We start from the raw sequence: 20,232 nt of genomic DNA on the forward strand, positions 1-20,232 counted from the left end.
CACACACTATAGAAGGGAGTTCGCGATGCGAATCGGAATCGACGTCGGTGGTACGAACACCGACGCGGTCCTGATGGACGGGACCACCGTCATCGGGCATGTCAAACACTCGACCAGCAAGGACATCACCGGCGGAATCGGCGGAGCTCTGACGGCGCTGCAGCAGCAGTACTCGTTCTCTCCCAGCGCTGTTCAAGCAGTGATGATCGGCACGACGCACTTTCTCAACGCTCTCATCGAGCAACGCGGACTTGCACCGACAGCGGCTCTGCGATTGGGGCTTCCGGCGACCGCGGCGCTTCCTCCGATGGTGGGGTGGCCGCGAGACCTTGTCTCCGCTGTGCAAGGAAGGTACTACCTCGCTCACGGTGGGCACGAGTTCGACGGTCGTCGTATTTCGCCGCTGGACCCCGACGAGATTCGCCGCCATGCCGCCGATATGGCTCGCAGCGGTACTCGTTCGGTCGCAATATCTTCGGTGTTCTCTCCGGTCAATCTCGAATGCGAAGCGGCCGCCGCGGAGATCGTGCGTGAGGAACTCGGCCCGGACGTCGCAATTTCGCTCTCGCACGAGATCGGTCGAGTGGGTCTACTCCAGCGGGAGAACGCGACCATCATCAATGCTGCGCTGCGCGAGCTCGCCGATCACATCGTCGACGGTCTTGCCCGATCTTTGGTCGAGCACGGCATTGTCGCGCCGCTGTACCTGAGCCAGAACGACGGAACCTTGATGGACATCGAGTACGCGAGGCGTTATCCGGTGGCGACTTTCGCATCGGGACCGACCAACTCCATGCGAGGCGCCGCTGTGCTGTCCGGTCTGGCCAGCTGTGCGGTGATCGACATCGGAGGTACCACTACCGACGTGGGCGTATTGACCAACGGTTTCCCGCGAGAAGCCACCACGGAGGTGACGGTCGCCGGGGTACGGACCAATTTCCGTATGCCGGACGTCTTCTCGATCGGTATCGGTGGTGGTTCGCTGGTGGATGCAGACGGACTCACAGTCGGACCCGAATCTGTGGGATACGAATTGGGTTCACAGGCACTCGTATTCGGCGGTGACACGTTGACGGCCACCGACATAGCCGTCGCGGCAGGCTTGGCCGACGTCGGAGATCGCAGTGCGGTGGCGCACCTCGACAGCGGCCTGGTGTCGACGGCACTCGACCGGATCTCGCGCCGAGTCGCCGACGCCGTGGAACAGATGCGGACCACGTCGGATCCACTTCCCGTTGTGGCGGTTGGCGGGGGGTCGGTACTGCTGGAGCGTGAACTCCCGGGCCTGGGAACGGTGATTCGTCCTGAGCGCTTCGATGTTGCCAATGCGATCGGCGCTGCGATCGCGCAGGTCAGTGGTGAGGTAGATCGAGTCGAAGCGGTGCGGGACGGGCACCGGCAGGTTTTTGCCGACGATGCTCGCCAGGAGGCGATCGATCGGGCAGTCGCCGCAGGCGCACGGCCCGAGTCGGTGCAGATCGTGGAGTTCGACGAGGTCCCGATTCCGTATCTGCCGGGCAACGCAACACGTATTCGAGTGAAGGCAGTCGGTGACTTGGCACTGCACAGTGGTTTGGTCTCCACCGGTCAGGAGGGCTCACGATGAGTTGGACACTACGAACGGCGGATCTCGACGACCTCGCCAGGGGCGCGGCCTTGTTGGGCACCGGCGGCGGGGGAGATCCGTTCGTCGGCAAGATGTTGGTCACGCAGGCGCTCGGTGAGGCCGGTGAAATCACAATTCTCGATCCGGAGGAGCTTGACGACGACGCGTGGGTGATTCCCGTCGCGCAGATGGGTGCCCCGACCGTCGTGGTCGAAAAGATGCCGCGCGGAACCGAACCCGAGCTGGCGCTGATCACGTTGGAGAAGCACACGGGTCGAACTGCAGATGCCACGATGCCGATGGAGTGCGGCGGAATCAATTCGATGATTCCGTTGCTGGTGGCCGCACGGCGCGGCCTGCCGGTTGTCGACGCCGACGGGATGGGGCGAGCCTTTCCTCAGCTCGAGATGGAAACCTTCTCGGTGTACGGGATTTCGGCGAGTCCGCTCGCCATGGCGAACGAGCACGACGAGGTGGCGATCTTCGACACCGGAAGTGACAACAGCAGATTGGAGGGCCTCGCCCGCGGGGTGACGTCGAGGTTCGGTGGGATGGCGCACATCGCGCAGTACTCGATGACGGGTGCAGATGTGAAGCGGACGGCGATCCCACGGACTCTGTCGTTGGCCATGACCATCGGCCGGTCCATCAGACTTTCACGTGAGCAGCGGGTGGACCCGGTGCGGGCGCTTGTCGACAGTCTCGCCGACACGCTCTACGGATACGGGCGAGTTCTCTTTCACGGCAAGGTGATCGATGTCGACAGGCGAACCGATGAGGGGTTCGCTCGCGGTTCGGTGCGGATCGCCGGCGTCGGAGACGAAGAGCTGGAAGTTCAGTTCCAGAACGAAAATCTGATCGCCGTCCAATCCGGAGTGATGGTGGCGATCGTGCCAGACCTGATCTGCATCGTCGAGGCCGATACCGCCGAACCCATCACCACCGAGGGCTTGCGGTACGGGCAGCGCGTTGCGGTCATCGGGATCGCGACCCCACCCATCATGAGAACCCCGGAGGCACTGGCGGTCTTCGGCCCGGCTAGCTTCGGGCTCGATCGCCCGTTCCTGCCGGTGGAGACACTCGAGCAACCTGTACTGGCAGAATAGCGAGCCGTGAGCAGGCTGCACGCGGTCCGGGAGGCCGACCTCGACGCGATCGCAGCGGGGGCGGTGGTCCTGGGCTGCGGCGGGGGCGGCGATCCACGCTTGTTCGTGGAATTGCTGCGTCCACTGATGACGTCTACTTCGGTGGAGGTCATCGCGCCGGACCAGTTGCCGGAGGAGGCATTGGTGATGCCGGTGGGAATCGTCGGATCGGCCCTGGCCTTGGAGGAGCAATTGCCCTCCGGGCGTGAGTTTGCAGATACTGCAGCAGCTTTGACGCGCTGGACCGGGAAGCGTCCGACCGCGGTGATGACTTTCGAAGGCGGTGGACTCAACGCTCTCTCCGGCATCGCGGCGGCGTTGGCGTTGGGAATTCCCGTGGTCGACGCGGACCTGCTGGGTCGAGCGATGCCGCGGCTCGATCACTTCTCTCTCGCCGCAGCCGGGTTGGAATTGTGCCCGGTCACACTCGCCCAGCCCGGCGGCCTCATTACCGTCGTCGACGGAGTGGATGTGCTCGGCGCCGAGGTAGCAGTGCGGTCGTTGATCGGGAGAACCAGCGGTTGGGGCGCTCTGGCGATCGCGTCGATCGATGCGCGGACGGTGCAGGAGGCGTGCATTCCGGGAACTCTCTCCCGAGCACACGAACTGGGTCAGCACATCGGGGCCCTGGGCAGTTGGCAGGAGATCGCGGAGAGCTCCGGGGCCCTGGTAATGGGGACTGGCCGGGTGCGTGCGGTCCGTCGTAGTCGTCCGGACACCGGCGATCGTCGGGGCAGCGTGATTCTCGAACACGATTCTGCGGTGATACGAGTCGAATTCGAGAGTGAGTTCCTGACCGTCGCGTTGGACGGCGAGATGATTGCAACGTGCCCGGACATCGTGACGTTGCTCGACGTGCGGACCGGCGCCTTCGTCTCGTGTGAATCCGTGCACCAGGGGCACGATGTGGTCGTGTTGGTTCTTCCCGGTCCACAGTGGTGGGCGGACGAAGTGGGCAGATTGAAAGTTGTCGGCCCGCGGGCATTCGGGATCGACCACGACGCAGTGCTGATGGAGGCGCGATGAGCGCGAGTGTTTCGGCGTTGCTGAACAACCCGGCCTTTGTCGGGCTGTATCGACTTGCCGGGGAGGGTGATCCCGTCGTGACGACAGTGGGAGCACTCACCGGGGAATCGGCACAGTCGGCCGAGGCCGTGTCGGGTGCGGCGAGTTCAGGATCAGTTCTGGTGATTCTCGATCGAATCGACATCGGGGAGTGGAGATTCGACGCTCTCCTTCGGCGCACAGCGGCGACCGGCTGCCAGGTGGTCGCTGTGCACAGCGCTGCGGCGGAGGATGCGAATCTCTGGTTGCTTGCCGATCGGCTCGGACTGGTGGTGCTCGGAGTATCCGACCCGTGGCAGTTCAGCGTGGATCTTCGTGATCTTCTCTCGAATTCGCGGGCGGTGATGGCCGACGCAGTACTGCGGGCGACACACGCGGGCCAACGAGCCGGAGGAAGCGTCGAGAATCTTCTGTCGGTGCTACTGAACACCTTTCAGCGTTCATTCTTTCTCCTGGACACGTCCGGACGTCCGATGACCGGCGCCGACCTGTTGTCAGACGCTGATCGAGCAGCTGCCGGTATGTTGTCGGGTCGCGGGGCGCCCACCACGGTCGAATTGGACTCCGGCGGGGTCCTGATTGCGTGCCCGGTGATGTCCGGCGCAGCCCGAGAGCCCTGGCTGGCGGTGCTGCTCCCGGTGCGTCAAAGCGTCGAAGAGGCTTCTCTCTCAGTGGTTCTCGACGTGGCCTCGTTGGCTGCCGGGCACCGACTGGCCGTTGCGCGCATGGTCGACGAGCGTGAAGCGCGCCGGCGTAGCGCGTTGCTCGGTGAACTGATCGACACGTCAGCAGACGCCACACCCGGACTGCTCCGGCGCGCACTCGACGCGGGTTGGATGCTGGACGGATGGCACATCGGCATCAAAGTCCTGGCGGTCGGTGAGGTCGACCTGGTGGCAAGACGCAGCGAGGTTGCAGATGCTCTCGCCGCCGAGGGAATCGACGCCAATGTCGTGGAACAGGCTGACGGCTGGGCGGCGTGGACGACTCTGCCAGGCGAGCCGCGACCGGAGGCGATCACCAGGATCGCCGAGTGCATCCGTGCAGCTCAGGCCAGGTTGGAACCCACGATGGAGACCTGGGTAGGTGTGGGACGCGCACACGACGGTCCGGCTGGAATCGGTTCGTCCCTGTCGGAGGCCGGGGATGCCGCTCGGCTCGCCGGTTCCCGATCTCAAACAGGTCGATTCCTGCACGTGGACCGCCTCGGGCTGGCGCAGTTGCTGCTGGCGTGGACGCGAACCGACACCTTCCAGCCTGCGGCCGCGGCATTGCTCGCACCGCTACGCGATTCCAATGGAGAGTTGCTCGAGACTCTGTCGACGTACCTCGACGAAGAATCGTCTCTGGCTCACACCGCAACCCGAATGGGCTTGCACCGCAACACCGTATCGAGTCGGATCGATAGAATTCAGCGCCTTCTCTCGGTCGATCTGGCCGATCGGGAAACCAGGCTTGCGCTCCACCTCGCCTGCCGGACGATCGCGCCGTGACGACGGTCTTCGCAGCTTCGTCTTGACAAGCGCGGGAGGTTCCTGCCATCCTCGTTGCCAGGTCACGAGTACCAGTGTTCAGCCCCGGCTTGCTGGTCGGCAACCCTCCTCCGCGGTGGGGTGCTCCGGGTGACGACCCGGCTGCGTTCGAAAACGAATGCGGCAAGCGCGGACTCTTCCGGGGCCATCTCCCGACGAACGAGTCCTTGAACGTGAGGATTGTCTTCGATGACTGCTGTATTGAGTGCCGACACCTGCTGCACCACCGCGATTGCCAAGGTTTCGGGTGCCGACCTGCAGGTTCCATTGGTTCAGGGCGGCGAATGCTCCTACGCCAACTTCGACTACGCGGCCAGCGCGCCGGCATTGGCCCAGGTCACCGACCGTATCGCCGAATTGTTGCCCACGTACGCCAGCGTCCACCGCGGTGCCGGCTACGCGTCCCGGATCTCCACGCTCACCTACGAGAACGCTCGTGAATCCGTTGCTCGTTTCGTGAACTGTGCCGACGATCAGGTTGTCGTCTTCACCCGGAACACCACCGATTCGCTGAACCTGCTTGCGCAGTGCGTCCCCGGCAGCACCGTCGTCCTCGACGTCGAGCATCACGCAAACCTGTTGCCGTGGAACGACGCTCGTATCGTCACCGCCGCAGACACCATCGAAGAAACGATCGAGCGTCTGATCGGTGAACTGTGCACCAAGCCTGCCGCGCTGCTCGCAATCACCGGGGCCTCCAACGTGACCGGTGAGATCCTGCCGATTGCACGTTTGGCTGACATCGCTCACCGTTGCGGCGCACGTATCCTCGTCGACGCTGCTCAGTTGGCTCCCCACCGTCGCATCGACCTGCAGGAATGCGGCGTCGACTACGTAGCGTTCTCGGGCCACAAGCTGTACGCGCCCTTCGGCGCCGGCGTTCTCGTCGGCCGCCGTGACTGGCTCGACGAAGCTCAGCCGTACCTCGCCGGCGGCGGCGCCGTGCGTGAGGTGACCATCGAATCCACCGAGTGGGCTTGCGCGCCCGCACGCCACGAGGCGGGTTCCCCCAACGTGCTCGGTGCGGCAGCCATCGCGACCGCCTGCGAAACCCTGCACGCCCTGGACTTCGACGTGATCGCCGAGCATGAGAAGGCGCTCACCGCCCAGCTCACTGACGGCTTGTCCGCCATCGAGGGCGTCTCACTCGTGCGACTGTGGAACGACGCTCCCGACGCCGTCGGAATCGTCACCTTCACCGTCGACGGATTCGAAGCGGGCGAGATCGCCGCATTCCTCTCCGCCGAGCACGGCATCGGAGTTCGCGACGGTCGCTTCTGCGCACATCCGGTTCTCGCGCGCCTCGGCCTCTCCGGCGGTGCAGTTCGCGCCAGCCTCGGCCTCGGTAGCAGCTCGGACGACGTGACGCGGTTGGTCGACGCCGTGAACATCCTGGTTTCGAATCAGCGTGATTGGAAGTACGCGAAGACGGCAGGTGCGTGGAACCCTGTGCCCGAGACCCGCCCCTTCCTCGGAGCCGCAGACGACAATGCCGGCGCAGCCGAGTGCGTCTGAGCTGAGCTCGGTCCCCGAAAACTCGAACGGACAACTAGCATGGCAGCCATGGCACCAGCGGATTTTCCCGCCACCCCTTCGAGAGTGAGCATCACTCTCGGTCAGTGGTGCCGTCGCCATGTCGATCTGTGCCGCACCTCTTCAGGAATGTGTTCGAGCTGACGATTCGTCTCGCTCATCCCATACTTTTCTGATTTTCGGAGGTCTCACATGTCTTCACTCGCTTCGCATTCTCTGCACGTAGCGGTCGAGTTGACCGGATCCGGTCACCATCCGGCCGCTGAGGGCGCACCCGGCAACCTGCCCATCATCGGCGGCGACTACTGGGTGGACCTCACCGAGGGTGAAAAGGCTCTCGATTTGGCTTCATTCCCTACCAATGTGGTTCGGATTCGCGCTGCGGATCTGCGTGAGGCACAGCTCGAACGCGCACGGATACGCGCTGCCGTCGCCGAAGAAGGACGCGATCCCGACAGCGTCGCAGTGCTGGTCGATCTCGAGATTCTGATCGCGCCGGAGGCTCGCTCCGCTCGTAAGGAGCTTGCGCAGTTGGACAGCGCGTTGACCTCGCCGCGGGTTCCCGTTTCGCTTCATTACGTCGGAACGCCTTCCGGTCTCGGCAGTTTGATCGCCGATATCCGAGCTGCGGAGGTCGCCGACGGCGTTACGTTGCTGCCTCTCGCATTGCCTCGCACGCTCGAGCATCTGGTGGACAGCACCATTCCGTGGCTTCAGGATCGCGGACTTGTCACACCGTCCACCGCAGTCGACGAGGTTCTCGGGCGTTTCGGACTGCCGCCCCGTCAGCGCACGCTTGCGTCCTGATCGTCACCGATTGCATCTGCGTACAGGTGGAACAGCGACGGTAATTCGTCGGCACCGTCCACCTGTGCCAGAAGCGTCCAGCACTGCGCAGTGATCGACCGAGCCCTCGTGCCGATCCAGTTGGTGGGCAGTAGTTCCGGCGGCAACAGCGGATCCGGTTCCATGGCTCGCGTGAATTCCGCCGCGAGTTCGATGGTCATCGTGACAGCATCGGTACCCGGACTGTTCTGCAGTTTGTGCAGGCGTGCGGTCGCTACGTCGAGTAGCCGTTCGTATCCGTCAGCGATCTGGTCCAGTGGCCACAACTGCGCGGCAATCTTCACGGGGTCTTCGAGAGTGCCCACTTTCAGATCTCGAGTGGTGAGAGAAGACAGGTGCTGTTCGACGTCGAGTTCGGCGGCCGCATCGCGAATATACGGTTCCCAGGCGTGCGGCGAGACGTACAGACCGCCCTGGACGAGCGCGCCGCCGAGGTAAACGACCCTGGTGCGCAGCGCATCTCGCCCTTTCCGTGACGACTCCGGAATTGCGAATCCGGCCAGGTGCCAGTACCCGTCCCACGGCGTCACAGTGTCGCGGTCTTGTCGATAGGCCAGCCGAACGAATTCGACGTCGGGTTCCATCTCGCGCAGGGCTTTCGGCGTTGCTCGTAGCGTGGCCTGTCGCCCGCGACCTTCCTGAGTGAACTTCCCCTCGGTGACCAACCGCTTGATGCACAGCCGAACCTGTTGATCAGTTTTGCCGAGGGCGTCGGCGGTGGCATAGAGGGTGTGCCCGTCGACAGTTCCGTCCGTGCGCAGTAGTCCCTCGATCAAGATCCTCGTGGGTACATCGACGTCCCTGTCGGTCATCGCCATGTCCTTTCCTCGCTTCTCGACATCTTCGCCCACAACTGTACTATCGAATGCAATACGATCGTTTCAAATTCGTACGTTAGGGCGGGAAGATGGCAGCGGAATCGATGAGCGAGGGCAAGAGTAAGCCTCGTTTACGCAGGTGGATGGTTACTTCCCTGGCGGTGGTCGTTGTTCTGATCGCGACTCTGGTGGGCTGGACGCTGTACCAGAACACCTATGACATCCGTGAGGAAAAAGTGACGATCACCGGGGGATCGGTGCCGCTCCAGGGAGTCCTTGCACTGCCCGAACACGGTGACGGTCCCTTCGGGCTCGTGGTTTTCGTCCACGGAGACGGCCCGGTCGATGCAACACATGAGACGTTCTATCGACCGGTGTGGGAGGCGTTCGCAAAGGCGGGGTACGCGTCACTCTCCTGGGACAAGCCGGGGGTGAATGGGGCACCGGGCAATTGGCTCGACCAGAGCATGGACGATCGCGCGGCAGAAACGGAAGCGGCAATCGAGTGGGCGCGGGGACGTTCGGATATCGATCCGTCTCGGATCGGTCTGTGGGGTGCAAGCCAGGCAGGGTGGGTGATGCCCAAGGTGGTGAACCTCGACCCGGACGTAGCGTTCGTCATTGCCGTGGGTCCCGCGATCAACTGGCTCCAACAAGGCGAATTCAATACCCTAGCCGAACTTTCCGAGAGAAATGCGTCGGCCGACGAGTTCGAGAAAGCGCGGGTCGATCGTGCGAAGAACTTGGATCAGTTGGCCCGTGATGCATCGTTCGACGATCTCGTGGCCTCCGGCGAGGCCGACGGTCTCACCGAAGACCGGTGGAACTTCATCCGAAAGAACTACCTCTCGGATGCGCGAGCCGATCTCGAAACCGTGAAGGTTCCGGTGCTCTTGATCATCGGCGGACAAGACGTCAACGTCGACGTGGCTGATACCGAAAGGGCGTACCGCGAATTACTCGACTCGCCAGGGCAACTGGTGGTCAAGAAGTACCCCGACGCCACTCACTCGATTGTGGAGAAGGACCTCGAAGACTCGGAATTGATGTCGGCTCTGGTGGCCGTTCTTGCTCCCCGTTCGATCTTCGCTCCCGGCTATCTAGCGGATCAGACTGCATTTTTGGAGGGAATTCATGGCTGACGGAATCACGGTTGTCGCACTGGGTGGTGCCGGTGCCATGGGCTCGGCAGCAGTTCGTCTGGCCGCAACATTGCCGGGAATCGGCAAGGTAGTAGTCGCGGATCGCGATATCGATGCTGCGAAGCGTCTTTCAGTTGAACTGGCGCAGGCGTCAGCGGAAGTCGAGGCGCGCAGCATCGACGTCACGGACGGTCGCACGCTACGTGAATTGCTTGACGGCGCAGACGTGGTCGTCAATACGGTCGGACCGTTCTTCCGTTTCGGCGTCGGCATTCTCCAGGCAGCGATCGAGACCGGGACTCACTATCTCGACATCTGCGACGACTGGGAGCCGGCCGTCGACATGCTGGAATTGGACTGTGCCGCGAGGGGAGCCGGAATCTGTGCGGTAGTCGGCATGGGCGCAAGTCCCGGGATGAGTAACCTCCTGGCCGCGATGGCAGTCTCGCGATTGGACGTGGTCGACGATCTGTATACAGCCTGGCCGGTTGATGTCGAGGGCGAGGACGAGTCGGTGGACACATTGAGTGCAGCCGCCGTTCACTGGATGCAACAGATCAGCGGCCAGGTTCCGGTGGTTCGTGCGGGGCGAATCGTCAACGAAGAACCGTTGCGTTCCATCGCACTCGAACTGCCCGGCGGACGTCGGGGGAACGCTTACGTGGTCGGGCATCCGGAGCCGGTGATGTTTCATCGGACCATCAATCCTGCGGGGCATTCGGCAAATCTGATGGTCATCACACCGGAAACCGTGGCGTTTCTCGACGTTCTCCGCGCCGACATCGACAAGGGGAGAATCGATCTCGACTCGGCCGCCGAAGAATTGGGCAAGCCTTCGCTCGGACGGATGATCCGTGCTGCGCCTCGAATGCTCACGCGCGCCGGCCACGGATCCCTGCCGTTGTTCTTCGCCTCGGCGACAGGAATGTTCGACGGAAGAGCGATGCGCGTCGTGGCCCGGATTGCAGACGATTCACCGGTGTCGGAGTTGCTGTCGGACATGGCCGGTGCAACCGGAATCCCCTTGGCGCTCGGCCTTGCTCAGGTGGTGTCCCGGCTCGCCGACGGAACGATTTCGGATCGGATCGGTGTGCACTCACCCGAGAGCGTCGTCGACCCGGAAGTTCTGTTCACTGCGCTGGCGCGGTTGTTCGATCGAACCGACTGGAGTGAGATCGTCACCGTCGAATCCGAGTTCCGCTAGTCAGTTCGCGGCGTGTGATCCGATGCGACTGCGGATTTCGGTCTCGACGCGATCGGCGTCCTTAGGGCTGAACGAAGGCGATCCGTGGCCGGCGAGAGTGAGTACCACCGCGGTCTCCTTCCACGGGCGTGAAAGATCCAGGCTGTACCACGAGCTGAAATCTGTTGTTCCCCAGATTCGTAGGCGTCCGCTCAGCCATGACATGACTCCGAGGTCGACGGATTCGATCTGCGAGTACGGGACGAACTTGCTGACAAACGGGAAGTAGTAGTGGCGGATCGTGACGCCCTGATCGTCGATCCGGACGGTTCGGTCCTCGTAGATTGTCGATGTTCCTGCACTCACAGTGATAACCCGGTTCCTGCTGGTCGATGCTCTCGATGGCTGCCTGAAAACCAACCATACAGTCTCTATTGGGACAGGCTGCGAGCGCGGGCGTCAAGCGCTGGTGGGCCTTGAGACGACGAGATCGCTCACCGCGATCTGGGCATTGCCGATTGCCGTCTGAACTGGTTCACAACTGCTCGATGCTCGGGCGAGCGCAAGAACTGCGGTGAGCAGGGCAGCGTCGGGTTGTCCTTCGAACGGTCCGCTCTCGACATCGAACTTTCCAGCTCGCAACTGCTTTCGGGCGTTGATTCCCAGTTGTGAAATGACCTCGTCCATCGCGGTCAGGCATTGGGCGAGCGCTCCGATCGACCAGTAGAGATCGGCTGCAACGACGGGTGTTCCCGACGCCACGGTGCCGGCGCGGCGTAATCGGTTGTGGGTGTCGAGGAGTATCTCGGGCAGTCCGTGGTCTGCGCAGTGTTCCATCCCGCCGCCTCCGTAAGGTGTAAAGTTAGGTTATTCAATTACGGTAAAGCAGGGAGGTAAGGGATGCAAGTAGTTTTAGACGATTACGTATCCGGTGCGTCGTTTGCGACGGACCTGGTCAACACCTCACCCCGAGTGTGGGTGGAGGCTGGTGACGCGTTGCCAGACTCCCAGACGCTTCACGATCTACTGGACGAACATGGACTCTCGCCGGATGCGCTCACCAACGGACGCGGGCCGACCAGCGGTGAACTTGCGGACGTTCAGGGGCTCAGAGAGGAAATTCGTTCGGTTCTCGATGCTCCGACTGCCGGCGAACTAGTCGATCGCACTCATCAACTTCTCCAGGCCGTCCCGCATCACGTTCGACTTACGCCAGATTCCCAGAACGGCTATCGGTGGAATGCAGTACCGGACAACACAATCGATCTCGCGGGTGAACTCACGTTGTTGATCGGATACTCGTTGCTGGGGACTCTGCGCACATTGGGGTACGAACGATTCCGTCCATGCGCATCGCCGACGTGCAACGGGGTGTTTGTCGATACGAGCAGGGGAGGGCGACGCCGATACTGCATGCCGGCGTTGTGCGGCAACCGAATCAACGTCGCGAATCACCGTCAACGGCAGCGTCGTACTTAGCGTCTGCGCTTGCCCGGTCGATAGTGACAATCGAACAGAGTACGGCCGACTGTATGGGGAACTTCAACGAGATACAGACCACGTCAATCCCGCACGATTGTCGCCATGGCAACTCCTAGTAGATGGCGGCTCGTATGAAAGCCCGTTCTGTCTCCGCGACAGCAGTTATCAGCGTTGGCGTTTTCACCCTGGCCGGGTGTGGCGGCGCATCCAGTCCCGAAGGTTCAGTCGGTGAGTATGCAAAGGACGGCAGTTTCACGACTGTCATCAACGCCGATCCCGGAAATCTGCACCCTCTGATCACCAACCTTACGTCGACTCAGATCGTGAACGCGTACTCGTACGATTCGTTGATCGACATCGACGCGCAAACACGCACTGTGCGTCCCTATCTGGCGGAGAGCTGGAGTGAAGAAGGGAACACGCTGAAGTTCGTGCTCAAGAAGGGCATCACTTGTGCCGACGGCACTTCCTTCACCGCACAGACCGCGGCCGATGACATCAACTGGGTCATGGATCCTGAAAACGCTTCACCGCTACGCGGATCCACTGTGCCGATGTCGACTTCGGCCTCAGCGGACGGTGACGAACTGACGGTGACTACCGCCGAGCCAGCGCCCTTCCTGCTCTCTCGGATCGGCGCGTTGCGGCTTCCGTGCGCTGCGACGCTCGAAGACCCGGCCAGTATCCGTTCCAGTAGTAACGGAACGGGTCTGTTCAAGGTCACCGAAGTTGTTCCCAACGATCACATCACGATGGAACGCCGCGACGGTTACACCTGGAGTCCGAACGGCGAGACCACTTCAGACACTCTCGGAGTGCCGAAGACAGTGACGATCAAGATTGTCACCGATCCCAGTACGACGGCGAATCTTGTTCTCACCGGCGGAGTGAATGCCGCAGCGGTCACCGGTTCGGACGAAGAACGAGTCTTGGCCGCGGGTCTGGATTCGAAGACCTACACCACGTTGTCCGGCGAGTTCATCTTCAATCATTTCGCGGCCCTACCCACGGCAGACCGTGCTGTACGGCAGGCCCTCGTGCAGGCAGTAGACCTGGACGACTACACCGAGATCACCACCGGCGGTAAAGGAACCCGCGCACGCGCCCTCGCGGTTTCGGAACCCCTTGCCTGCGACTACAACAGTGTCGAAGGGACGATCCCCGATTTCGACGTCGATGCAGCAAAGAAAACGCTGTCCGACGCAGGTTGGAAGGCGGGTCCCGACGGCATCCTGACGAAGGACGGTCGACCGCTTGCCCTCAACGTGATTTTCAACAACTCACGCGATACGAACTCTGCCGCCGCGGAATACGTGGCAACACAGTGGGAAGGACTGGGCGCGAGAGTGAAACTGACCGGCGGCGACTACAGTTTTGTCATCGCCAACACATTCAGCACCACCGACCTGTCGTCGTGGGACGTTTCCATCGGTTTGACGCTGGGGAGTGATACGCCGAGTATCTTTGCGAAGTACTTCACCGGCCCACCGAAGCCTGAAGGAGTGAACTTCGCTTCCCTCGACAACAAGAAGTACATCGAATTGTCCACTGAGGCTTCGCTTCTTCCCGGTGACGAGTCCTGCAAGGTCTGGGAGGAAAGTGAGCGGGCATTGTTCAAGGACGTCGACCTGCTGCCGGTATCCACGACTCCCGCTCACATGTTCTTCAACGGGGCAACGTCGATCTATCCGCCATCGAGCGGAATCCTTCCGGGCTCGGCGATCCGTGTCCTGAAGTAGGACCCTCGGCAGCGCTCACTTTCGGGTATTGATCATCCGAAGAGCAAACCGAAATACCACTGCAGCACCCGCACCTGCAGCCAGGCCGGCGACGACATCGGCAAGAAGGACACCGACGCCTATGCCCAGGACGGCAGCGGCGGCGACAGCAAGGGCTACGTCAGCACGAGGAGCGGCGATCGCGGCATCCTTTCCCCGAGTATCGAACGAGCACCCATCTCAACGGAGCATGTCACGAAACTGTCGTCCGCAGGTGTATCAACAGCAAAATGTGTGAAACGCGTCGGCCCCGACGGAGTTGGACTCCGCCGGGGCCGGGCTGTGTGTACAGCGCAGTGTGTATTGCGCGCTGGCTCAGTGTGTCGGAACGGATTCCTTCGAGGAGGTCGGGGACGTATCGGTGTGCTGGCTACCAATCTCCTTGCGGGAGTTGGAGCTGTTGAACCGAGGGAGGAAACCGGCCAGGACGAGTGCGACGACGGCGGATCCGGCAGCGAGGGCCATGACGACGCGGAAAGCGTTCTCCGACGGCAGCGTTGCCCCACCGATGGACATGGTCATCTGGGCGATGACGACACCCGCGATGGCGCTGGCGAATGATGTACCGAGGGAGCGCATCAGGGTGTTGAAGCTGTTGGCTGCACCGGTCTCGGACGGAGGAACAGCCCCCATGATGAGAGCGGGCATCGCGCCGTAAGCCATACCGGTACCGGCGCCGATGATCACGGCGATCACGATCAGTTCCCAAATCGAGTGCATGGCGAAAATGCCGATGCCGTAACCGATTGCGACGACAACGGCGCCGAGCATGAGCGTCACCTTGGGGCCGTGCGAATTGGTGATACGTGAGGACAGCGGAGAGATCAGCATCATGATGATGCCGGAGGGAGCCATGACCAGACCCGCGGTGAGCATCGAACCGCCTAGGCCGTAACCAGTGACTTCAGGCAATTGGACTACCTGGGGAAAGACCATGCTGGCGGCGAACATCGCGAACCCGAACACGATCGATGCGAGGTTGGTGAAGAGCACCTGGCGGCGGATGGATACGCGTAGATCCACCAGCGGCTTGGGGGTGCGTAGTTCCCACCAAGCCCAGAATCCGAATATCAGGATCGCGGCGCCGAACAGGGAAAGCGTGAGCGTGCTCGTCCAACCCCAGTCGCCACCCTTGGAAATGGCCAGTAGTAGAGCGATGAGGGCGGCTGAGAGCGAGATTGCCCCGCCGAAGTCGAACGTGCCACCTGTGCGAACCGTCGATTCGGGGACCAGGACGACAACAAGAACGGCCGCAAGAGCGCCGAGCACGGCTGACGCCCAGAACAGGACGTGCCAGTCGGCGTACTCGGCGATCAAAGCCGCGATCGGAAGACCTAGAGCGCCACCGACTCCCAGTGAAGCGCTCATCATCGCAACAGCGCCGGCGAGCTTCTTGGGCGGAAGCACGTCGCGCATCACACTGATGCCCAGCGGAATGACGCCGGCAGCAAGGCCCTGCAGGATTCGGCCGGCAACGAGGGGGATAACGCTCGAACTGAGTGCTCCGACCACCGAACCGGTTACCAACAGCGCCATGCTGATCAGGAGTAGACGCCGTTTGCCGAACATGTCGCCCAAGCGGCCCATGGTCGGGACGGCGACGGCAGCTGCGAGCAGCGTGGCGGTCACAGCCCACGCGGTATCGGACGCCGGCGCGTTCAGGTACTCGGGCAGATGCGGGATGATCGGGATCACCAGCGTCTGCATGAGCGAGACGACGATGCCGGAAAACGCCAGAACAGCCACCACTGCGGTGGTGGCTGGCGACTTCGTTGTCTGTGGCGGCGTTGTCGGTGGTGGAGAAGTGGTTGACGACATTGCGGTAACTCCATCGGAGGAAGAACGAATAATGGTTTAAGTCAGTTGATTGAACTAAAGTTAAATCAAGTGACTGACTTAACGGAAGGGTGCGCCTCCGATCGTGACGAATATCTCCGGTGCCGAGCAGCTTCGGATGGTCGAGGATGATGGTGTCCATGACTACGAGGACTGAGGACGCGTCGGCCGACGTCGGCGGCGCCGCAAATTCCGCGCGCTCTGCTGCAACCCGAGACCGCATTCTCGCCGTCGCCGAGCAGTTGTTCGCCGAGCACGGTGTCTTCGCGGTTTCGAACCGCCAGGTGAGTGAAGCGGCGGGTCAGGGCAACAATGCAGCCGTCGGATACCACTTCGGGACCAAGACCGATCTGGTCCGCGCGATCGTGAACAAGCATTCCCAGCAGGTCGAGAAGAAGCGTGGCGAACTGCTGTGTGAGATCGAAGGGTCCACAAACGTTCGTGACTGGATTTCGTGTCTGGTTCGGGCGTCGACCGATCACTACGCCGAAATGGGTGGCCCGACTTGGTACGCGCGGTTCAGTGCACAGATTCTCACCGACCCGGTCCTGCGGAAAATCGTCTACGACGAGGTACTGGCCTCGCCCACCCTGCAGGAGACGCTTCGGGGACTCTCTGACTGTCTGGCCGACATGCCGATGAGTGTTCGACGCGCCCGCGCGGACATCGGACGCAATGCGATCGTGCACATGTTCGCCGAACGTGAGCGCACGCTTGCCGAAGAGGGGCCGGACGCGGTCACGTCATGGGAGGACTTCACGACCGACCTCGTCGACGCGCTGGTCGGACTTTGGACGGCTCCGATCAGCCGCTGACCGGCCGTTTGTCCGCGCTAGCCGCCCGGTCCGGGGCAACCCTGCGCAATGGATCTCGCGTCGGCGGAAGATCCAGGAGCAAGCCGACTCCGGCAAGAATGATGACAAGACCGCCAACGAGCGCGAAGGTAACAGGCTCGTTCAACCACAGCACTCCGATGGCTGATGCCGAAATCGGAACGAGAAGAGTGACGGCCGATGCCGCGACTGGACCCGCCTGACGAATTATCCAGAAGTAGACCAGGTAGCCACCGGCGGTAGCCCCCAGCCCCAGGGCTACCACGGCGATGAGTGGGCCGACGGTTATGGGCCCCGGAGGGGGAGCGACGGCGGACACCGGCACCAAGAGGGCGACCGCGGCAAGTTGTTGGCCGAGGGCCAGCGTCAGGGGTGGAGTGTCCTGGAACGACTTTCGTGCGTAGACACCTCCGACTGCGTACAGCAGCGCCGCGGTCAAAGATGCGCCAATGGCCAGCATTGCGCGACTGTCGATCGCTGACGGAATTCCGCCGACAAGCACCGAGACGCCGACGATGCCGATCGCGACCCCCGAGAGTTTTCGCCAGGTGATCTTTTGTCGAAGCCAGAAAGCGGCGACGAATACTGTGAACATCGGAGTCGTGGCATTCAGGATCGACGCCGTCGACGAGTTGAGGCCGACGATCGCAGTTGCGACAAGTGTCAGGGGCCCAGCGACATTGAGGGCAGCCAGCAGTAGGAATGCAGGAAACCGATGACGGACCGCGCGCCAGGTCGATCTGCTGGAAGCAGTTATCAGCGCGAGAACCAACGCTGCAACAATGAAGCGGCCGTGCGTCGTGCCGACGGCGCCGAGAGTTGGTGCTGCCACAGCAACCAGGGGGAACGAGCTTCCCCAGAGCATGCCGACCAACAGCAAAGCTCCAACTACGGCGAATCGGCTGCTGCCGATTGCTTTCCAGTTCTTCATTGCTCCTCTTCGTCGACGACCACGCGGACATGGATGGTCGATGCCAGACCTACCATATACCCCCGGTAGGTATAAGTTTGACTGTGTCATGATGCTGCAGGCGAGCGGGGATCCCGCGACGGTATATTCCCTCTCCCGCAATGGTTTATACGGCGAGGTGTCAACTGAATGCACCCTAAGGCTCAGTAAAATATACCTATAGGGGGTATATTGGCGGTTGTATCGGGCTCGCTTTGCGGGCCACATCCGTCCCGCAAAAGAACAGGAATCCCAATGAGCAGTTGTGGCTGTGGCAACACCCCGAAGTCTGACGCCAAAGGCGATGTCGGCGCTGTCGGTTCGGCGATGCCGACCGGTGGGAAAGACCTACTCAACGCTGGCAGTAGTGAACTCGTCGAATGTCGGGTCATGCCCGGCAGTGTGATCGAAAAGGCGCGTGCCGAAGCGGAAGGCCTGTTCCGTGACTACGAAGGTAATCGGTACTGGTTTTGCTGCAAGGGTTGCGGTCCTCGATTCGACGCAAATCCGCGGAAGTACGCTGACGTGAGCTGAGCGAAAAGTGGTGGTGCAGGCGATGGCTCCACCACCACTTTCGTTGAGGCCCAATCGGGGTTCGGGCAGACCGTCGACATCAGACGGTGCGAGCGCACGCGCACTGGGTAGCCGCCAAGGTGCATTCGCCTCGCGTGGTTTCGTACGTCGCTTGGACGGGCAATTCAGCAACCGTCTCCCGAGGCCAAAGTGCAAATCCTGCAACGGTTCCCACTGCGGCAAGCGCTGCAAGGATGCTCCAGGTGACCGCAAATCCCGCGCTCGAACCAACCCATCCGGCGATCGGATAGGTGACAAGCCAGGCAAGGTGCGACAGGGAGAACTGGGCTGCGAACACCTCCGGTATCCCTGCGGGTTCGACGGAGCGTCGAAGTACTTTTCCGGTCGGAGTGACGATCATGGCCATCCCGGCGCCGACGAGCGCCCACACTGCGGCAGTGAGCATCCACGTGAATACACCGGCCACGGCGAGGGCTGCTGCCGCGCCGGCGCTGACGACCAGGACAACGGAACCTGCTGTCATCACAGTACGTTCAGCGGTTCTGTCGAGAACGCGTGGAAGAAGAAGCGCGGTCACCAACGTGCCGGTGCCTGACGCGGCAAGCATCCACGCCACGTCGGATTGGGTTCCACCGAGCTCGTCGCGGACGTAGTTGACGGTGTTGACCACCACGATCGATCCGGCTGCTGCCACCACGAGATTGAGTGCCATGATGCCGCGCAGTCGAGGCGTGGTCACGAAGATCCGCACCCCCGACGCGATCCGATCCCACGCCTTGCGGTGAGTACTTCGGCGAGCGTTGGGGATTCGGGTGGCCAGCACGAGCAGTGCCGAGACTGCAAAGCCCACGGAGGTGGCGACGAACAACAGGTTGAATGTCATGAAGGACAGTGCGACTGCGGCAAGAACAGGGCTGAGCAGGCTTTCCATCGTGTAGGCGACCTGCGATGCCGACAGTGCGCGGGTGAAATCGGCCTCGTCGGTCACGATGTCAGGGATGACCGCTTGGAACGTGGGAGTGAACGCTGCCGACGCAGCTTGGAGAACGCCCACCAGCACGTAGATGTGCCAAATCTCGCTGACGAAGGGCAATGCGATCACGACCGCTGCGCGAATGGCATCGAGGGCAACGAGGAAAGCCCGTCTCGGCAACCGGTCTACGTACGCCGCCGCGAGTGGAGCGATCACGACGTACAGGGACATCTTGATCGTCAGCGCGGTGGCCAGCACGGCTCCGGCGCTCGGTCCGGCGAGTTCGTAGGCGAGTAGACCCAGGGCAACCGTCGCCAACCCGGTGCCGAACAGCGCGATGATCTGGGCGCTGAAGAGCAGGCGATAGTCGCGAATCAAGAACAGACGCAGGCTGTTCCGTTCCGGTGCGGACTTAGCGATCCGGTTCATCTGGTTTCACTCCCGCGACAAGATTGAAAGCTCCGGTCAGGACATTGAGGGCGACGATTCCGACTACGTCGGCGATCTCGCGATCACCGTAGCCGTGCGCTCGAAGGCCCGTGATGTGTTCGTCTGAAATCGAGGCAGGCTCCCGATAGACGCGAAGTCCGAGGTCGATCATTGCCGCGATGGCGGGATCGGCCGAGGTGCCCGCGCGGGCACGCTCGATCTCGTCCGCCTCGACGCCGTTGGCGTGCGCGGCGGCGACGTGGGCTTCGAGGCAAACAGCGCAACCTTGCTGGACCTGCACAGCGATAGAGATTCGCTCGGTGATCTTGCGGCTGAGTTTCGCTCGCTTCATTGCCCGACTGAGTTGCAGATAGCCACCCAGTACGGCGGGCGAATGAGCCATCGCCGCGACCATGTCACCGACCTGTCCGTGACGGTTCACGAGTTCGGCGAGAAGGTCTTTAGATGCACCGACAGCGGTGGTGGGCGTGAGAGATGCAAGGCGCGACATAACGAGTCCTAAGTGGTTCCGCCGGTGGTGGGTTCGG

19 protein-coding genes and 1 riboswitch are annotated in these 20,232 nt (G+C 62.1%); of the genes, 12 read left to right on the forward strand and 7 right to left on the reverse strand.

Features of this window, described 5'->3' with window-relative positions; all coding sequences use genetic code 11:
* Window positions 1-25 precede the first annotated feature (25 nt).
* The 6 genes from RHP72_RS03065 to RHP72_RS03090 all read left to right on the forward strand — a co-directional run bounded on the left by RHP72_RS03065 (window position 26) and on the right by RHP72_RS03090 (window position 7,688).
* Window positions 26-1,606: a hydantoinase/oxoprolinase family protein gene (locus tag RHP72_RS03065; RefSeq protein WP_311094297.1), complete on the forward strand. Its 1,581-nt coding sequence runs from the start codon at window positions 26-28 to the stop codon at window positions 1,604-1,606.
* Complete coding sequence (locus RHP72_RS03070) at window positions 1,603-2,712, forward strand: DUF917 domain-containing protein (RefSeq protein WP_007727138.1); 1,110 nt, start codon at window positions 1,603-1,605, stop codon at window positions 2,710-2,712. Before RHP72_RS03065 ends, RHP72_RS03070 begins: the two co-directional genes overlap by 4 nt.
* A 6-nt stretch (window positions 2,713-2,718) precedes the next feature.
* Entirely contained in the window at window positions 2,719-3,777 is a 1,059-nt protein-coding gene (locus RHP72_RS03075) for a DUF917 domain-containing protein (RefSeq protein WP_311094298.1), read from the forward strand.
* The gene (locus RHP72_RS03080) at window positions 3,774-5,309 is read left to right on the forward strand and encodes a helix-turn-helix domain-containing protein (protein WP_311094299.1); all 1,536 of its coding nucleotides are present in this window, start codon (window positions 3,774-3,776) and stop codon (window positions 5,307-5,309) included. The genes RHP72_RS03075 and RHP72_RS03080 overlap by 4 nt, the downstream gene beginning before the upstream one ends.
* Before the next feature lie 60 nt (window positions 5,310-5,369).
* A riboswitch (SAM riboswitch) is annotated at window positions 5,370-5,484 on the forward strand.
* Between the two features lie 53 nt (window positions 5,485-5,537).
* On the forward strand, window positions 5,538-6,863 hold the full coding sequence (locus RHP72_RS03085; protein WP_003941108.1) for an aminotransferase class V-fold PLP-dependent enzyme: 1,326 nt from the start codon (window positions 5,538-5,540) through the stop codon (window positions 6,861-6,863).
* A gap of 210 nt (window positions 6,864-7,073) precedes the next feature.
* A complete protein-coding gene (locus RHP72_RS03090; protein ID WP_003941149.1) occupies window positions 7,074-7,688 on the forward strand; it encodes a hypothetical protein in 615 nt (204 codons plus the stop codon).
* Here RHP72_RS03090 and RHP72_RS03095 read toward each other — a convergent pair.
* A complete protein-coding gene (locus RHP72_RS03095) occupies window positions 7,667-8,545 on the reverse strand; it encodes a DNA-binding transcriptional regulator (RefSeq protein WP_054187927.1) in 879 nt (292 codons plus the stop codon). The genes RHP72_RS03090 and RHP72_RS03095 overlap by 22 nt on opposite strands.
* Window positions 8,546-8,688: 143 nt before the next feature.
* Between RHP72_RS03095 and RHP72_RS03100 the strand changes: the two genes are divergently transcribed.
* Together RHP72_RS03100 and RHP72_RS03105 are read left to right on the forward strand one after the other, a co-directional pair.
* Window positions 8,689-9,687 carry a S9 family peptidase gene (locus RHP72_RS03100; protein ID WP_211921355.1) on the forward strand — a complete coding sequence of 333 codons (999 nt, stop codon included), beginning with the start codon at window positions 8,689-8,691 and terminating at the stop codon, window positions 9,685-9,687.
* Window positions 9,680-10,891, forward strand: a complete 1,212-nt coding sequence (locus tag RHP72_RS03105; protein WP_054187867.1) for a saccharopine dehydrogenase family protein — start codon at window positions 9,680-9,682, stop codon at window positions 10,889-10,891. The genes RHP72_RS03100 and RHP72_RS03105 overlap by 8 nt, the downstream gene beginning before the upstream one ends.
* Here the strand turns inward: RHP72_RS03105 and RHP72_RS03110 are convergent, their stop codons facing one another.
* Window positions 10,892-11,236 (reverse strand): hypothetical protein, encoded by a 345-nt coding sequence (locus tag RHP72_RS03110; RefSeq protein WP_042922749.1) that lies wholly within the window; start codon window positions 11,234-11,236, stop codon window positions 10,892-10,894.
* 93 nt (window positions 11,237-11,329) lie between these two features.
* Window positions 11,330-11,707: a hypothetical protein gene (locus RHP72_RS03115; protein WP_050655926.1), complete on the reverse strand. Its 378-nt coding sequence runs from the start codon at window positions 11,705-11,707 to the stop codon at window positions 11,330-11,332.
* A 63-nt stretch (window positions 11,708-11,770) separates the two neighbouring features.
* On the opposite strand from RHP72_RS03115, the gene RHP72_RS03120 reads away from it, so the two are divergent.
* Window positions 11,771-12,349, forward strand: coding sequence for a CGNR zinc finger domain-containing protein (locus RHP72_RS03120; protein ID WP_050655927.1), 579 nt, complete (start codon window positions 11,771-11,773; stop codon window positions 12,347-12,349).
* A gap of 134 nt (window positions 12,350-12,483) precedes the next feature.
* On the forward strand, window positions 12,484-14,091 hold the full coding sequence (locus RHP72_RS03125; protein ID WP_042450529.1) for an ABC transporter substrate-binding protein: 1,608 nt from the start codon (window positions 12,484-12,486) through the stop codon (window positions 14,089-14,091).
* 354 nt (window positions 14,092-14,445) lie between these two features.
* On the opposite strand, the gene RHP72_RS03130 is transcribed toward RHP72_RS03125, so the two are convergent.
* Window positions 14,446-15,948, reverse strand: coding sequence for an MFS transporter (locus RHP72_RS03130; RefSeq protein ID WP_058227979.1), 1,503 nt, complete (start codon window positions 15,946-15,948; stop codon window positions 14,446-14,448).
* 158 nt (window positions 15,949-16,106) lie between these two features.
* On the opposite strand from RHP72_RS03130, the gene RHP72_RS03135 reads away from it, so the two are divergent.
* The gene (locus RHP72_RS03135) at window positions 16,107-16,781 is read left to right on the forward strand and encodes a TetR/AcrR family transcriptional regulator (RefSeq protein ID WP_007727120.1); all 675 of its coding nucleotides are present in this window, start codon (window positions 16,107-16,109) and stop codon (window positions 16,779-16,781) included.
* Here the strand turns inward: RHP72_RS03135 and RHP72_RS03140 are convergent.
* Window positions 16,771-17,730, reverse strand: a complete 960-nt coding sequence (locus RHP72_RS03140) for a DMT family transporter (RefSeq protein ID WP_208689917.1) — start codon at window positions 17,728-17,730, stop codon at window positions 16,771-16,773. The two genes, RHP72_RS03135 and RHP72_RS03140, sit on opposite strands and share 11 nt — an antisense overlap.
* Window positions 17,731-18,003: 273 nt before the next feature.
* Between RHP72_RS03140 and RHP72_RS03145 the strand changes: the two genes are divergently transcribed.
* A complete protein-coding gene (locus RHP72_RS03145) occupies window positions 18,004-18,282 on the forward strand; it encodes a YHS domain-containing protein (RefSeq protein WP_064688668.1) in 279 nt (92 codons plus the stop codon).
* Between the two features lie 79 nt (window positions 18,283-18,361).
* On the opposite strand, the gene RHP72_RS03150 is transcribed toward RHP72_RS03145, so the two are convergent.
* Complete coding sequence (locus tag RHP72_RS03150) at window positions 18,362-19,684, reverse strand: MFS transporter (RefSeq protein ID WP_311094300.1); 1,323 nt, start codon at window positions 19,682-19,684, stop codon at window positions 18,362-18,364.
* On the reverse strand, window positions 19,668-20,195 hold the full coding sequence (locus RHP72_RS03155; protein WP_058227976.1) for a carboxymuconolactone decarboxylase family protein: 528 nt from the start codon (window positions 20,193-20,195) through the stop codon (window positions 19,668-19,670). Before RHP72_RS03155 ends, RHP72_RS03150 begins: the two co-directional genes overlap by 17 nt.
* Window positions 20,196-20,232 lie beyond the last annotated feature (37 nt).

The organism is Rhodococcus sp. SG20037, assembly GCF_031763325.1.
GTDB lineage: Bacteria > Actinomycetota > Actinomycetes > Mycobacteriales > Mycobacteriaceae > Rhodococcus_F > Rhodococcus_F qingshengii.